The 14455-nt window shown below is 67.7% G+C and carries 13 protein-coding genes and 4 pseudogenes; 8 read left to right on the top strand and 9 right to left on the bottom strand.

All coding sequences use genetic code 11. The features are described from left to right. Positions 1-14 precede the first annotated feature (14 nt). Positions 15-530, bottom strand: coding sequence for an rRNA maturation RNase YbeY (ybeY, locus tag C7T91_RS04715; RefSeq protein ID WP_236637985.1), 516 nt, complete (start codon positions 528-530; stop codon positions 15-17). Further along, positions 502-1512, bottom strand: a complete 1011-nt coding sequence (locus tag C7T91_RS04710) for a PhoH family protein (protein ID WP_236637984.1) — start codon at positions 1510-1512, stop codon at positions 502-504. The genes ybeY and C7T91_RS04710 overlap by 29 nt, the downstream gene beginning before the upstream one ends. On the opposite strand from C7T91_RS04710, the gene C7T91_RS39070 reads away from it, so the two are divergent. Together C7T91_RS39070 and C7T91_RS04700 are read left to right on the top strand one after the other, a co-directional pair. Further along, positions 1477-2250: an AIR synthase-related protein gene (locus C7T91_RS39070; protein WP_108258505.1), complete on the top strand. Its 774-nt coding sequence runs from the start codon at positions 1477-1479 to the stop codon at positions 2248-2250. The genes C7T91_RS04710 and C7T91_RS39070 overlap by 36 nt on opposite strands. 78 nt (positions 2251-2328) lie before the next feature. After that, a complete protein-coding gene (locus C7T91_RS04700; protein ID WP_108258186.1) occupies positions 2329-3366 on the top strand; it encodes a M42 family metallopeptidase in 1038 nt (345 codons plus the stop codon). Between the two features lie 82 nt (positions 3367-3448). Here C7T91_RS04700 and C7T91_RS04695 read toward each other — a convergent pair. The 4 genes and pseudogenes from C7T91_RS04695 to C7T91_RS04680 form a co-directional block, all read right to left on the bottom strand. Beyond that, positions 3449-3709 (bottom strand): annotated as a pseudogene (locus C7T91_RS04695) (ATP-binding cassette domain-containing protein); the annotation flags it as partial. Between the two features lie 36 nt (positions 3710-3745). Beyond that, positions 3746-4588 carry a sn-glycerol-3-phosphate ABC transporter permease UgpE gene (gene ugpE, locus C7T91_RS04690; RefSeq protein WP_108258185.1) on the bottom strand — a complete coding sequence of 281 codons (843 nt, stop codon included), beginning with the start codon at positions 4586-4588 and terminating at the stop codon, positions 3746-3748. A 9-nt stretch (positions 4589-4597) separates the two neighbouring features. Next, positions 4598-5471: pseudogene (locus C7T91_RS04685) on the bottom strand (carbohydrate ABC transporter permease). A gap of 191 nt (positions 5472-5662) precedes the next feature. Continuing rightward, a pseudogene (locus tag C7T91_RS04680) lies at positions 5663-6799 on the bottom strand (extracellular solute-binding protein); the annotation flags it as partial. On the opposite strand from C7T91_RS04680, the gene C7T91_RS04675 reads away from it, so the two are divergent. Both C7T91_RS04675 and C7T91_RS34725 read left to right on the top strand, forming a co-directional pair. After that, entirely contained in the window at positions 6777-7619 is an 843-nt protein-coding gene (locus tag C7T91_RS04675; RefSeq protein ID WP_236637983.1) for an ATP-binding cassette domain-containing protein, read from the top strand. The pseudogene C7T91_RS04680 and the gene C7T91_RS04675 sit on opposite strands and share 23 nt — an antisense overlap. A 124-nt stretch (positions 7620-7743) precedes the next feature. Beyond that, a complete protein-coding gene (locus C7T91_RS34725; protein WP_236637982.1) occupies positions 7744-8013 on the top strand; it encodes a hypothetical protein in 270 nt (89 codons plus the stop codon). On the opposite strand, the pseudogene C7T91_RS39065 reads toward C7T91_RS34725, so the two are convergent. The 3 genes and pseudogenes from C7T91_RS39065 to C7T91_RS04655 all read right to left on the bottom strand — a co-directional run. Beyond that, positions 7953-8759, bottom strand: a pseudogene (locus tag C7T91_RS39065) (ABC transporter ATP-binding protein); the annotation flags it as partial. The gene C7T91_RS34725 and the pseudogene C7T91_RS39065 sit on opposite strands and share 61 nt — an antisense overlap. Next, positions 8756-9562 (bottom strand): ABC transporter ATP-binding protein, encoded by an 807-nt coding sequence (locus tag C7T91_RS04660; protein ID WP_108258183.1) that lies wholly within the window; start codon positions 9560-9562, stop codon positions 8756-8758. The gene C7T91_RS04660 and the pseudogene C7T91_RS39065, both read right to left, overlap by 4 nt. After that, positions 9559-10434, bottom strand: a complete 876-nt coding sequence (locus C7T91_RS04655) for an ABC transporter permease (RefSeq protein WP_108258182.1) — start codon at positions 10432-10434, stop codon at positions 9559-9561. Before C7T91_RS04655 ends, C7T91_RS04660 begins: the two co-directional genes overlap by 4 nt. Positions 10435-10570: 136 nt before the next feature. On the opposite strand from C7T91_RS04655, the gene C7T91_RS04650 reads away from it, so the two are divergent. From C7T91_RS04650 to C7T91_RS34715, 4 genes are all read left to right on the top strand, one after another. Further along, positions 10571-11347 carry an NAD-dependent epimerase/dehydratase family protein gene (locus C7T91_RS04650; protein ID WP_236637980.1) on the top strand — a complete coding sequence of 259 codons (777 nt, stop codon included), beginning with the start codon at positions 10571-10573 and terminating at the stop codon, positions 11345-11347. Positions 11348-11993: 646 nt separating this feature from the next. Continuing rightward, the gene (gene ytfQ / locus C7T91_RS04645; RefSeq protein ID WP_108258180.1) at positions 11994-12947 is read left to right on the top strand and encodes a galactofuranose ABC transporter, galactofuranose-binding protein YtfQ; all 954 of its coding nucleotides are present in this window, start codon (positions 11994-11996) and stop codon (positions 12945-12947) included. Positions 12948-13027: 80 nt separating this feature from the next. Beyond that, positions 13028-14038 carry a sugar ABC transporter ATP-binding protein gene (locus tag C7T91_RS04640; RefSeq protein WP_161555743.1) on the top strand — a complete coding sequence of 337 codons (1011 nt, stop codon included), beginning with the start codon at positions 13028-13030 and terminating at the stop codon, positions 14036-14038. Next, positions 14035-14436, top strand: coding sequence for a hypothetical protein (locus tag C7T91_RS34715; protein WP_236638059.1), 402 nt, complete (start codon positions 14035-14037; stop codon positions 14434-14436). The genes C7T91_RS04640 and C7T91_RS34715 overlap by 4 nt, the downstream gene beginning before the upstream one ends. The last annotated feature ends 19 nt before the right edge of the window (positions 14437-14455 follow it).

Raw genomic sequence — 14455 nt, 5'->3', positions numbered from 1 at the left:
CCGTCAAAAGCCTCTTATGCCCCATCGAGCAGATAGGGGTTCGCAAGGCCCATTTCACCAAGTATCGCCACCTCGAGGCCTTCCATCAATGCGGCGTCTTCGTCGCGGATATGATCATATCCGAGCAGATGCAGGATACCATGAACCAAAAGGTGGCGCACGTGGTCTGCCAGCGGCTTGCCCATCGCGGCCGCTTCGGCGTTGCAGGTTTCCCATGCAATGGCGATGTCGCCCAGTTCGGGATCGGCTTCCGCCAGGTCCGGCGGCTCTCCGGCCGCGTCGGGCTGCAGGTCGACCGCGGGCCAGCTCAGCACGTTGGTCGGCCGGGGCTTGTCGCGGAACGTGCCGTTCAGCTCGGCGATGCGCGCATCGTCGCAGGCCATGACGCAGAGTTCGAATTCGCCCGGGTCCAGACCCAGATGGGCCAGCGCCGCGCAGGCAGCCTCCTGGGCGAGGCGGTCCAGCCCGACCGCCTCCCAGGCTTCGTGTTCGATGACGATATCAACCGGATTTTGCATCCGCAGCGTCATACGCCTCAATGATCCGGGCCACCAGAGGGTGCCGCACCACATCCTTAGCCGAAAAGTAATTGAACGAGATGCCCTCGACCCCCGGCAGCAGGCTTTCCGCCTCGCGCAGGCCCGACTGGACGCCGCGCGGCAGGTCGATCTGGCTGCGGTCGCCGGTGATCACCATGCGCGAGCCCTCGCCGAGGCGGGTCAGGAACATCTTCATCTGCATGGTGGTGGCGTTCTGCGCCTCGTCGAGCACCACGAAGGCATTCGACAGGGTGCGGCCGCGCATGAAGGCCAGCGGCGCGATCTCGATCTTCTTCTCCTCCAGCATCTTCTGGACCTGCTTGGAGGGCAGGAAATCGTTCAGCGCGTCATAGAGCGGCTGCATGTAGGGATCGACCTTGTCCTTCATGTCGCCGGGCAGGAACCCCAGGCGCTCGCCCGCCTCCACCGCCGGACGGCTGAGGATCATCTTGTCGACATGCCCCGAGATCATCATGTTCACGCCGACCGCGACGGCCAGATAGGTCTTGCCGGTGCCCGCCGGGCCGATGCCGAAAGCCAGCTCGTGGTCGAAGAGCGCCTTCACATAGGATTTCTGGGCGTCGGTGCGCGGGCGCACGGTCTTCTTGCGGGTCTCGATCTCGACGCCGCTGGAGGCGAACATCTCCATCTGGCCGTTTCCGGCTTCGCGCGCAGGCTGCTGGCCCATGCGCAGGACGCCGTCGATATCGCCGGGTTCGATGTGCTGGCCCTTCTCGAGACGCAGGTAGAGCGTATCGAGAACCTCCATCCCCTTCAGCCGGGCCTGGGGCTCGCCCATCAGCACCAGCTGGTTGCCGCGGCGGATGATCTGCAGATGCAGCGCATGTTCCACCTGGGAGAGGTTGCGGTCGAATTCGCCGCAAAGTTCGACAAGCAATCGGTTGTCGGGATATTCCAGTACGATCTCCGGCACGTCATGGTCAGCGGGCGGGGACAGGACTTCGTGCGGCAAGCAGCTCTCCTTCGGCTTGGGCCTGACTCGAAGCGTGCCGCGCTCCGGCCCGGCTGGCAAGAGGGCGCGGCGAAACTTCATCATTCTGCAACATATAGGGGTTGGCGCGGAAAAATACGCCAAGTTTCGGCTTCACGCTGCTGTGACACGGAAAAAAACGGCGCAAGGCGGAATTGGCGGCGGCGATCTGCGGCGCCGCGCCGCGACCCTCCGGCAGTCCGGTTGCACAAAATGCAGGCACATTCCGCCGGAGGAGGAGGCCGCGGCCTGCGCCGCGGCGGGACAGGACCCAGGCTGAGGCCTCAAAGCCAAAAGATGACGGTGGCGGCCAAGGCGGAGGCCGCCGCCGCGCTGGCGCCGCGGGCGCATGCGATGACCGACGTGACCGGCTTCGGGCTGGCGGGGCATGCGCTGGAGATGGCCGAGGCCTCGGGCGCGGCGATCGAGCTGAAGCTGAAGGACGTGCCGCTCTGCGAAGGCGCGCTGGAGCTCTGCAAGGCGGGCATCCGCTCGACCATCTTCGAGGACAACCGCGCCGCCGCGATCTGGAAGATGACCGGCAAGACCGGCAAGGCCAAGGCACAGCTGCTGCATGATCCGCAGACCTGCGGCGGACTGCTGGCCGCGCTGCCGCCGATGGCGGCGATGGAGGCGGTTGCTGCCATTGCCGCCGCGGGCGGCGAGGCGCGGGTGATCGGCCGGGTGTCCCAGGGCGCGCCGGGGCTGCACCTGGCCTGACCATCTGCCGCGCGGGCAGACGTGGATTTCCCGCGCGGACGGCTAGATACTGGGGCGGAAAGACAAACGGAGTCCCCGATGCCCCTCGATCTCGATCTCTTGAAACGGCTGTGCGAAACCCCCGGCGTCCCGGGCAGCGAGGAGCGCGTGCGCGACCTGATCCGCGCCGAGATCCTGCCGCTCTGCGACGAGGTGAAGGTGGACGCGATGGGCTCGCTGCTGTGCCGCAAGGACGGCCGGGGCGAGGCGCCGCAGAAGGTCATGCTGCTCTGCCACATGGACGAGATCGGCTTCCTCGTCAGCCACGTGACCGACGAGGGCTGGGTCCATGTCCTGCCGGTCGGCGGCTTCGATCCGCGGACGCTGTTCGCCCGGCGGGTGATGGTCTGCACCGAGAGCGGCGACCTGAAGGGCGTGATGAACCCCGCGGGCAAGGGGCTGCACATTTCCTCGCCCGAGGAGCGCAAGAAGGTGCCGGAGGTCCACGAATTCTATGTCGATCTCGGCCTCGGCAAGGCGGCGAAGGATGTCGTCAAGGTCGGCGACATGGTGGTGATGGACGAGCCTTTCCTGGAGATGGGCGACAAGATCGTGTCGAAGGCGCTCGACAACCGGATCGCCTGCTATCTCGGCATCCAGGCGCTGAAGAGCCTCGCCGGCAAGGCGCCCGGGGCCGAGATCCATGTCGCCTTCACCTGCCAGGAGGAGGTCGGGCTGCGCGGCGCGCGCACCGCGTCCCATGCGATCGCGCCCGATATCGGCATCGGCGTCGACACGACGCTGGCCTGCGACACGCCCGGCGTCGGCGAGGTCGACCGGGTGACAAAGCAGGGCGACGGGTTCGGGCTGCATCTGCGCGATTCGTCCTTCATCGCCGACAAGGCGCTGGCCGGGGAAATCGCGGCGCTGGCCGAAAGCCGCGGCATCCCGTTCCAGCGCACCATGCTGCGCGCCGGCGGCCAGGACGGAGCGGCAGCCCAGCAGGCGGCGGCGGGCGCGCGGGCGGTCGGCATCGTGGTCGGCACGCGCTACATCCACACGGTCTGCGAGATGATCCACAAGAGCGACCTGGCGGCGGCCGAGGAGATCCTCGCGGCCTATCTGGGCGGGCTCTGATCCCCCTCACCCCGGCCCTCTCCCCCATGGGGAGAGGGAGAAACGCAAAAACCCGGCCTGACGGCCGGGTTTTGCATGTCCTCCGGAGAGGCATATGCGGGTAGAGCGCGTAGTTCTGGAAGACCATCGCGATGTCGCGATCGGCCGGGTCGACGCCGTTGACGACCCGCCCGCCGATCGAGATCGTGCCCTCGGTGATGGTCTCGAGCCCGGCGATCATCCGCAGCAGCGTGGATTGCCCGCAGCCCGAGGGGCCGACGAGGACGAGGAATTCGCCCTCGGCGATCTCGATGTCGACGCCGGAGACCGATGCGCTCGCGGCGCCGGGATAGGTCTTGCCGACCNTGTTGGACGGAAATGGCTCCCATGGGGCGGCTCCTTACTTGTCGCTCTCGGTCAGGCCCTTGATGAACCAGCGCTGGAAGATGACGACGACTGCCACCGGGGGCACCATCGCCAGTACCGCGAGGGCAAAGGCCTGGTTGTATTCGGGGATCTGGCTGCCGACCCAGACCTGCAGGATCGACTTGATGCCGCGCATCAGCGTGAACATGCCCTCGTCCGTGGTCATCAGCATCGGCCAGAGATACTGGTTCCAGCCATAGACGAACATGATGATGAACATCGCCGCCATCATCGTCCGCGACAGCGGCAGCAGGATGTCGAAGAAGAACTTCACCGGTCCGGCGCCGTCGATCCGCGCGGCTTCGAGCAGTTCGTCGGGCACGGATTTGAAGAACTGGCGGAAATAGAAGGTGCCGGTCGCCGAGGCCAGGAGCGGCACGATCAGCCCGGGATAGGTGTTGATCAGTCCCAGATCGGCCATCACCTGGAAGGACGGCACGATGCGGACCTCAAGCGGCAGCAAGAGCGTGGTGAAGATGATCCAGAACAGCAAGGTCGCGAAGCGGAAGCGGAAATAGACCAGCGCATAGGCGGCGAGCATCGAGAAGGCGATCTTGCCCACCGCGAAGCCGAGCCCGAGGATCATCGAGTTCATCAGCATCCGCGTGCCGGTGACCTGCCCGGTGAAGCCGCCCTTCTGGGTCAGCACGGTGCCGTAGGTTTCCGCGAAATTGCCGCCGGGGATCAGCGTCAGCCCGCCGGAATGGATCTCGGCGGCGGTATGGGTCGAGGTGGTGAAGGCGATCAGCACCGGCGCCATCAGGAAGATCGCGCCGAGGATCAGGATCAGGTGGTCGAAGGGGCGGGTGCGGTGCATCGGACGGCCTCAGCTGTAATGGATGCGCTTCTCGAGGAAGCGGAACTGCACGAGGGTCAGCGCGAAGACCACGGCCATCAGGATCACCGACTGCGCCGAGGAGCCGCCGATGTCGTTGCCGCGGAAGCCGTCATTGTAGACCTTGTAGACCAGCGTGACCGGGTTGTTCGCGGGCTTGTCCTTCAGCATCACGTCGATGATCCCGAACGTGTCGAAGAGCGCGTAGGTGATGTTGATGATCAGCAGGAAGAACGCCGTCGGCGCCAGCAGCGGCAGCGTCACGGTTCGGAACCTGCGCCAGCCGTTGCGGCAGTCGATCACCGCTGCCTCGCGCACCGAGACCGGCACCGATTGCAGCCCCGAAAGGAAGAAGATGAAGTTGTAGGGGATCTGCTTCCAGACCGCGACCGTCACCATCGCGAAGGCGGTGTCGAAATAGTCGATGCCGACCTGCANTGTCCCAGCCGACCCACGACGCGGCCGTCACGAAGGGGCCGATATGCATGTCGAAGAACATCATGCCGATCAGCCCGGCCACGGGGGGCGCGATGGCATAGACCGCGATCAAGAGCGTCTTGTAGCTCGACGCGCCGCGGATTACCGTATCGGCCTTGACCGCGAGCAGCAGCCCGAGCCCCAGCGACAGCGCGGTGACCGCGACGGTGAAGATCGCGGTGAAGCGCGCCACGCGGTGGTACTCGGAACTGGCCAGCGCATCGGCATAGTTGTCGGTCCCGACGAAGGTGGCGCCGAAGCCGAACGGGTCCTCGATGTAGAAGGACGAGGTCACCGCCTGCACCGAGGGCCAGTAGAAGAAGATCGCGACGACCAGCAGCTGCGGCGCGAGGAAGATCCAGGGCAGCAGCGGCCGGTCGAACTGCACCCGCTTCGCGGGCTCGGCGGGCTGGGCCGCGGCGCGGGGCTTGCGGCGGAGGAAGCCGCCGGAAACGGAGGTGTCGGTGATCTNCGGCCAAGTCGGTCTTCCCGGTCGGGTGGAGGGGCGTCGGAACGGAGTCGGAACGGAAAGGACCGGGGCCGGCCTCGCGGCAGCCCCGGTCCCGGATCAGGTCAGGCTCAGCCCGAAGTCTTGGCGAAGCGCGCCAGCAGGGCGTCGCCCTCTTCCTTGATGGTCTCGAACGCGTCCTGCACCGAGGTTTCGCCCGAGAAGATGCGGTTGAACTCGCGCTCCTCGACCGAGCGGATCTGCGGGTAGAAGCCCAGGCGGTAGCCCTTCGACCATTCGCCGCCCGGCAGGCTCAGCTGCTGGATGCCGACTTCGGCGACCGGCTGCTTCTCGTACCAGCCCTCGGCCTTGGCCTGCTCGTAGGCGGCGTTGGTGATCGGGACATAGCCGGTCTCTTCGTGCCAGAAGACCTGCACGTCCGGCGAGGTCAGGAACTGGAAGAAGTCGGCGGTGCACTTGTTCTGCGCGTCGTCATGGCCGGCCATCGCATAGAGCGCGGCGCCGCCGATGAAGCTGTTGGTGCCTGCGCCCTCGATCGAATTCCAGTAGGGCAGGAAGGTCGCCGAGAACGGCATTTCCGCGGTCTTCTGCAGGCCGCCGAAGGACCCCGAGGAGCCGACCCACATCGCCACCTTGTTCTGCTCGAAGGGCGTCTGGTTGTCCGCCCAGCCTGCGCCGTAGAAGCCGAACAGGCCGTCGTCATGCCATTCCTTCAGCTTTTCGAACATCATGACGAGGTTCGGGTCGGTGGCGTTGATCTGGGTGTCCTGCACCGAGTCGTAGCCGTTGTTGTTGGTCGCCATCTGGATGTCGTTGCGCGAGAAGAAGTTCTCGAAGAACATCCAGGTCAGCTGCGACGCGGTCATCGGGATGTAGCCCGCATCCTTCAGCTTCGGCGCGATTTCCTCGAACTCTTCCCAGGTCTTCGGCGGTTCGACGCCCGCGGCCTCGAAGGCCTCGGTATTGGTGTACATGATCGGCGCCGAGGAATTGAACGGCATGCCGACGAACTTGCCGTCCGCATCGGCGTAGAAATAGCGCACGCCGTTGATGAAGGCCTCGCGGTCGAAATCGTAGCCGGCGTCCTTGATCAGGTCCTCGGCCGGGATGGTCGCGCCCGGCGCGTTCATGATCGTGGCGGCGCCGGCGTCGAAGACCTGCAGGATGTTCGGCTGCTCGCCCGAGCGGAAGCCCGCGATGCCGGAGGCCAGCGCCTCTTCGTAGGTGCCCTTCGAGACCGGGGTCAGCAGCGTGCGCGAAAACCTCGCCTACGGCCTGCGGAACCGCCGCGTGCCGAAGGCGGAAATCGCCGCCCGCGTGGACGAGGCCGCGCGGATGCTGGAACTGGGCCGGTTCCTCGACCGCAAGCCCCGCGCGCTCTCGGGCGGCCAGCGCCAGCGCGTGGCCATGGGACGCGCCATCGTGCGCGAACCGGCTGTGTTCCTCTTCGACGAGCCGCTCTCAAATCTCGACGCCAAGCTGCGCGTGCAGATGCGCGGCGAGATCAAGCAGCTGCAGAACCGGCTCGGCACCACTTCGGTCTATGTCACCCATGACCAGCTCGAGGCGATGACGCTGGCCCACCGGCTGGTCGTGCTGAACGGCGGCCAGGTGGAGCAGATCGGCAAGCCGCTGGAGCTCTACCACCGCCCGGCCTCGGCCTTCGTCGCCAGCTTCATCGGCTCGCCCGCGATGAACCTGATCGACACGGGAATCCGCGGCGGGAAGGCGATGCTCGGCAATGCCCAGGTCCAGCTCCCGGGCGCGCCCGACGGGCCCGCGATCCTGGGCATCCGCCCGGAAAGCCTGCGTCCCGCCCAGCCCTGGAGCCCCGGCGCCGCGGCGATGCAGATCCTCTATGTCGAGGAGCTTGGCGCGCAGCGGCTGGTCCATGGCCAGATCGACGGCCAGAAACTGGTCGCCGCCCTGCCCTCCTCCGCAGAGCTCGGGCCCGAGCTGTGGCTCTTCCCAGACCAGGACGCGCTGCACCTCTTCGACATCGCCTCCGGCAAGCGGATCGAGACCCGCCGCCGCGCCCCGGCCGCCAGCGCCGCGCCCGCCTTCTGAGACCGCCTGTCCGGCCTGCGACATTGGTCGGACAGGACATTTGTCGGACTTCCAATCCGGCCCCGGAAAATGTGTCCTCCCCCGGAAACAGGCCGCCAGGGCGGCGCGCATCGGGGAGGGACGAATGCAGACAGCACATGCCGATCGGGTCCTGGCCGCCGTGGCCTCCGGACAGGCGGCCGCACGCTCGAAGATCGCCGCGTCCTGGCAGCGCTGCCATGACCGCCACCGGCTCGACCCGACCCGCCGCCACGAGGCCGCGGGCATCGACAGCGCAAGTCGGCAGGCGGCGGGCGGGTCGATCGGGGTGGAGATCTCGCCTGCGAGCCGCACCCGCTCGCGCTTCGCGCCCCAGCGGGCCACCGGCGCGGCCGACATCAGCGCGCGGGTATAGGGATGGCGCGGGTGCTCGAAGATCTCGCGCACCGGTCCCTGCTCGACGATCTTGCCGAGATACATCACCGCCACGTCATCGGCGACATGGCGCACCACCTGCAGGTCGTGGCTGATGAAGAGATAGGCCAGGTTCAGCTCGCGCTGGATTTCCCGCAGCAGCTCCAGCACCTGGCCGCGCACCGAGACGTCGAGCGAAGCGGTCGGCTCGTCGAGCAGCACCACCTCGGGATTGATCGAGATCGCCCGGGCGATGCCGATGCGCTGGCGCTGGCCGCCGCTGAGCTCGTGCGGATAACGGCCGAGATGTTCGTCGCCGAGCCCGACCAGCCGCAGCAGTTCCGAGATGCGCGCCGCCCGGTCGGCGGCGGACAGCGACAGGTGCAGCCGGAGCGGCTCGTCGAGCACCTGGCGGACCGTCATGCGCGGGTTCAGCGAGGCATTCGGGTCCTGGAACACCATCTGCAGGCTGCGGTACATGCCCGAGAGCTGCCGCGCGTCGAGCCGCCCGACATCGTTGCCGTGCAGCACGACCTCGCCCTCCGTCGGCTCGATCAGCCGCACCAGGCAGCGCGCCACGGTCGATTTGCCCGAACCGCTTTCGCCGACCAGGGCCAGGGTGCGCCCCGGATGCAGGTCGAAATCGACTCCGTCGATGGCGTGGAGCTTCTGGCCGCGCCCGACCGGAAACAGCTTGCGCAGGCCGCGCACCCGCAGGATCGGGTAATTGGCGGGATAGGTCTTCATCCGGCATCCTCCGTCAGAACGCTCGCGGCCAGCAGCCTGCGGGTGTAGGGGTCCTGCGGCGCAGTGAAGATGCGCTCGGCGCTGCCGGTCTCGACCACGCGGCCGCGGTTCATCACCACGACATGGTCGCAGGTTTCGGCGACGACGCCGAGATCATGGGTGATCAGGCAGACGGTCAGGCCGCGGCTGCGTGCCAGATCGAGGAGCAGCTCCATGATGTCGGCCTGGGTGGTCACGTCGAGGCCGGTGGTCGGTTCGTCGAGGAGCAGCAGCTCGGGCGTGCAGATCAGCGCGGCGAGCGCGATCATCGCCCGCTGCGCCATCCCGCCGGAGAATTCGTGCGGATACTGCCGCGCCCGCCGCTCCGGTTCCGGGATCTGGACCTGGCGCAGCGCGTCGACCGCCTTCTCCATGGCCGCGGCGCGCGAGCCGCCATTGTGCAGCCGCCAGGTGTCGGCCAGCTGCTGGCCGACCGAGAAGACCGGGTTCAGCGCGGCGCGGGCATCCTGGAACACCATGCTGATCCGGCGGCCGCGGATCGCCCGCAGGGCCTGCGCGTCGAGCGACAGGAGGTCGGTGCCGTCGAATCGGATCTGCCCGCCGGTGCGGCGGAAGCCGGGCGCCTGCAGCTGCAGGACCGAGAGCGCGGTGACCGACTTGCCGCTGCCGGTCTCGCCCACCACCGCGGTGACGGCGCCGCGCTCAAGGCTGTAGCTGACATCGTGCAGAACCGGCGTGAACTCGCCCGCGCGCGACACGAACCCGCCGCTGAAGCCGTCGATTTCGAGGATCGGGCCGTTCATGTGCGCCTCCGCGGATCGAAGAGGTCCGAGAGCGCGTCGCCGAGCAGGTAGAAGGCGCCGGTCATGCCGAGAATGGCGATGCCCGGGAACAGCGAGACCCACCACTGGCCGGTCATGATGCCGTCCTGGCCGCGGGCGATCATGTTGCCCCATTCCGGCGTGTCCGCGTCGAGCCCGATGCCGAGGAAGCCGAGGCTGGCGATGATCAGCACGGCGAAGGCGGCGTTGACCGAGGTGAAGGCCAGGAGCGGCCCCATGCTGTTCGGCAGGAGATGCTTGAAGGCGACCACGATGCCGCGGTTGCCGACCAGCCGCGCGGCCTCGGCGAATTGCCAGTCGCGCCGCGAGCGGACCTCGGCACGGGCCAGCCGCAGGAAATCGGGCGTGCCGACGAAGGCCAGCACGGCGATCACGTTGGGCACCCCGGCGCCGACCGCCTGGACGATCAGCATGGCGAAGAGCAGCCCGGGAAAGGCCTGGAAGATCTCGACGATGCGCATGATCACCAGATCGGCCGCGCCGCCGTAATAGCCGGCGATGGTCCCGAGGACCGCGCCGAGCACGACAGAGATGAACACCGCCGCGACACAGATGCCGAGGTCGTAGCGGGTGCCGATCATGATCTGCGACAGCAGGTCGTTGCCCAGCCGGTCGGTGCCCAGCGGGAAGGCCCAGCTCGGCGCGGCATAGCTCGGCCCGGCGCCGGGCATGTAGGGATCATGGGGCGTCCAGAAGAAGGAGAGCACGGCGATTCCCGCATAGACCATGAGGAGGGCCGCGCCGATGCGCATCGACAGAGACCAGCGCGAAAGCCGGGAGGCGCGGCGCGCCTGCGGGACCGGAGTGGAAGAGACGATCGGCTGGGCGGTCACGTCCGGCCTCCCGCGCCCGGGGCGCAGGCCGGGGCGCCGTCCGTCCGGACCGGAGCGGTCGCGCGATGCGGAAGTTCCATGGATGCGTTCCTTTCCTCGGGAGCCTGCGGAAGGGCGTTGTTGGACAAATCAGCTGATGACTGCAGTCGGGCGGCTCGGCACCGAGCTGCGCCATGGCCTGGCGCCGCTGGCGCGCGAGCTGCGGCTGGCGGACCGGGCGGAGATCCGGGATCTCGCGCCGAACGAGACTGCCATGACCTTCGATCTTGCCGACGAGGCGGCCTGCCTGGCCGCCTGCGAGGGGGTGGACGCGATCGTGCATTTCGGCGGCACCCCGGTGGAAGCGCCCTGGGCCGAAATTCTCGACAGCTCGATCCGCGGCACCTACCACATCTACGAAGGCGCGCGGAAACACGGCGTGCCGCGCATCGTCTATGCCTCTTCGGTCCATGCCGTCGGTTTCCACCGGATGGAGGACCAGATCGACGCGGCGGCGCCGCTGCGTCCCGACGGTCTCTACGGCGTGTCGAAATGCTTCGCCGAGTCCCTGTCGCGGCTCTATTGGGACAAGTTCGGCATCGAGACCGCCTGCCTGCGCATTTTCTCGTCCTTTCCCGAGCCGAAGGACCGCCGCAACCTCTGGTCCTGGCTGAGTTTCGGTGATTGCGTGCGCCTTGCTGCGGCGGCGCTGACCGCGCCGCGGATCGGGCACAGCATCGCCTTCGGCCTGTCGGACAATGCGGTGAAGCCGGTCGACAACCGGCTGGCCGGACATCTGGGCTTCGTGCCCCAGGACAGCGCCGAGCCGTTCCGGGCGGCGGTCGAGGCGGCGCATCCGCCCGCCGACCCAATGGCACCGGGCACGCTGCATCTGGGGGGCTGGTTCTGCGAGATGGGCCATCCGGAGGACTGAGAAGGAAGGCAGGGCAGGATGGCCAGCGCGATCCCGGGAGCGGGGCAAGGCTGGCGATGCCCGCCTGGCCGGATGTCATGCCGGAACTGCGCGCATCCTGCTGGCCGCCGTTCCGGAGGAGGCAACCCCTTCTGCATTGCGGCGGGCGGCGGTCGCGCAATGCTCCTTGGCGTGCGGAATCATTGCGGCCTCAGTGTCTTCGAAGGCGGGCGGCGGAAGCACCCCGAGGGCCTGCTGGTGCCGCCCGGTCCGCGTGGCGAATGGCACTTATCCCAGAGATATCCGCGCGGCCGAACCGCTGCCTGCCCCTGGCTGGCCGGGGCGGTTGCGCTCGAAGCCTCCGGCGCGAAGGTCCTTCCCGGCGGCGGCAATCCCGACGGCCAGAGGATCTGGTGGGCCGGATTGCCGCCGATACGGAGCTGGCCGGGCCTTGGTCGTGCTGACTCCGGAGCCGCGGCTGGCTCCTGCAATTTTCTGGAGAGAAGCAGTCCGTCGGCTGCACGGAATGCATCGACCGGGCGGTTCCCACGACCTGGAGGGCAAGGGGGCGCATTGCCGGTGACACGCATTCGAGAAATTGCTTGAAAAAGTCATAAAGTAATACTTAACTGAATCCCATAAAAAGACGAATACCAGGGAGGAACACATGACATTCAAGGCGACGCTCTTCGCGGGCGCCGTCGCCCTTGCCCCTTTGGCTGCGGCGGCGGACGACCTGACCATCGGCTTTTCGCAGATCGGCTCTGAATCGGGCTGGCGCGCGGCCGAGACCACAGTGACCCGGCAGCAGGCCGAGGCCCGCGGCTTCGACCTCAAATTCGCCGATGCCCAGCAGAAGCAGGAAAACCAGATCAAGGCGCTGCGCGGTTTCATCGCCCAGGGCGTCGACGGCATCCTGCTGGCGCCGGTGGTTGCGACCGGCTGGGACGATGTGCTGGAGGAGGCGCAGGAGGCCGAGATCCCGGTGATCCTGATGGACCGCATGGTCGATGCCGACGAGAGCCTCTACCTGACCGCGGTGACCTCGGACCTCGTGCATGAAGGCAAGGTCGCGGGCGAATGGCTTGCCGCCGAGATGGACGGCGCCCCCTGCCGCATTGTCGAGCTGCAGGGCACGACCGGATCCTCGCCCGCGATCGACCGCAAGGCCGGCTTCGAGCAGGGCATCGAGGGCCATGACAACCTGGAGATCGTCCGCAGCCAGACCGGCGACTTCACCCGCTCGCAGGGCAAGGTGGTGATGGAAAGCTTCCTGAAGGCCGAGGGCGCGGGCAATATCTGTGCGCTCTACGCCCATAACGACGACATGGCGGTGGGTGCGATCCAGGCGATCAAGGAGGCCGGGCTGGCTCCGGGCAAGGACATCCGGATCGTCGCCATAGACGCGGTTCCGGATGCGCATCTGGCCATCGCCAACGGCGAGATGAACGCGACCATAGAGCTGACCCCGAACATGGCGGGCCCGGCGCTGGATGCGCTCCAGGCCTTCCTTCAGGACGGCACAGAGCCGGCGAAATGGATCCAGACGGAGTCGCGGCTCTACACCGCCGCGGACGACAACAAGGCCGTCTACGAGGAAAAGAAGAGCCTCGGCTACTGATCCGATCCCCTGGGGCCCTTCCCGCCCCGTCCCCGCGCGGCTGCTGGTCCGCGCGGGGCCTTTTTTCGGAGGACGCTGCCATGACCGACGAGGTCCGGCCGGTGCTGCAGGCCCGCGGCATCACCAAGTTCTTTCCCGGTGCCATCGCGCTCGCCGATGTCGACCTGTCGCTCCGCCCGGGCGAGGTGCATGCCTTGCTGGGAGAGAACGGTGCCGGGAAATCCACCCTGATCAAGTGCCTGACCGGCGCCTATGCGCGCGACGGCGGCACGCTCGAGCTCGACGGCGCCGAGGTTTCGCCGGGATCGACCGAGGAGAGCCAGCGGCTGGGCATCGGCACGGTCTACCAGGAGGTGAACCTGCTGCCGAACCTGACGGTCGCCGAGAACCTGTTCCTCGGCCGCCAGCCGCTGCGCTGGGGCCTTGTCTCGCGCCGCCGCATGGCGGCGGAGGCGGCCGGAGTGCTGGCGGGATACGGGTTGCATATAGATGTGCGCGAGCCTCTGTCGCATTACCCGGTCGCAGTGCAGCAGGTCATCGCCATTGCCCGCGCGGTGGAAATGTCGGGCCGCGTGCTGATCCTCGACGAGCCGACCGCCAGTCTCGACCGCGACGAGGTGGAGCTGGTCTTCTCGGTGATCCGCAAGCTGAAGGAGCGCGGGCTCGCCAGCGTCTTCATCACCCATTTCCTCGACCAGGTCTTCGCCATCTGCGACCGGGCGACGGTCTTGCGGAACGGCCGCGTCGTCGGCACCCGGGAGCTCGCCGGGAGCGCGCCGCGCGACATCGTCCACCTGATGCTGGGCCGCCAGCTGGAATCGGAGGTCCATGAGCGCCATGGCGGGCAGGGTGGCACGCTGCTGGCCGAGATTGACGGGCTGGGGCGGCGCGGCATGATCGAGCCGGTCTCGATGCAGATCCGCGAAGGCGAGGTGATCGGGCTGGCAGGCCTGCTCGGCGCCGGGCGGACCGAGACGGCGAGCCTGCTCTTCGGCGCGGTGCAGGCCGACCCCGCACCGGGCGCGGCGCCGGGCTGCGCCTCGGCTCGATCGCATGGGCGAAGAGGCGATAGCCGTCGCGGGTCTGGATGAAGCGGTCCCGCGCCGAGGTCTGCCGGGTCAGCCCGCCCAGCATGTCGAGATCGAGATCGAAGACATCCTCGACATGGCGCCCGACCAGCAGCGAAGCCTCGCGCCAGTCGACGCCGAGCGTCCGCGCCATCAGCCGCGCCGCGCCGTTGGTCATGCCGATCACCCGGCCGCTGCCGTCGAGCGTCAGCGCCGCCTCGGGATCGACATCGAGGAATTCCGGGCTGTCCGACAGGCGCAGCACCCAGTCGCGGCGGCTTTCGGCCATGATGTTGGCCATCTCGATCCGCCGTGCCGCCTGGCGCACGAGGTTCAGCGCCATCACCTGGCTTTCGCGCGGCGCGGGCGAGCTCAGCAGCGAGATGTCGAGCACCGCCGAGAGCTGCCCGGACGTGTCGTAGATCGGTGCCGCCGTGCAGG

This window comes from Mangrovicoccus ximenensis (assembly GCF_003056725.1).
GTDB classification, from domain to species: Bacteria; Pseudomonadota; Alphaproteobacteria; order Rhodobacterales; family Rhodobacteraceae; genus Mangrovicoccus; species Mangrovicoccus ximenensis.
Note: the sequence above shows the minus strand (reverse complement) of the source record. Positions and strands in the feature narration are given on the sequence as shown.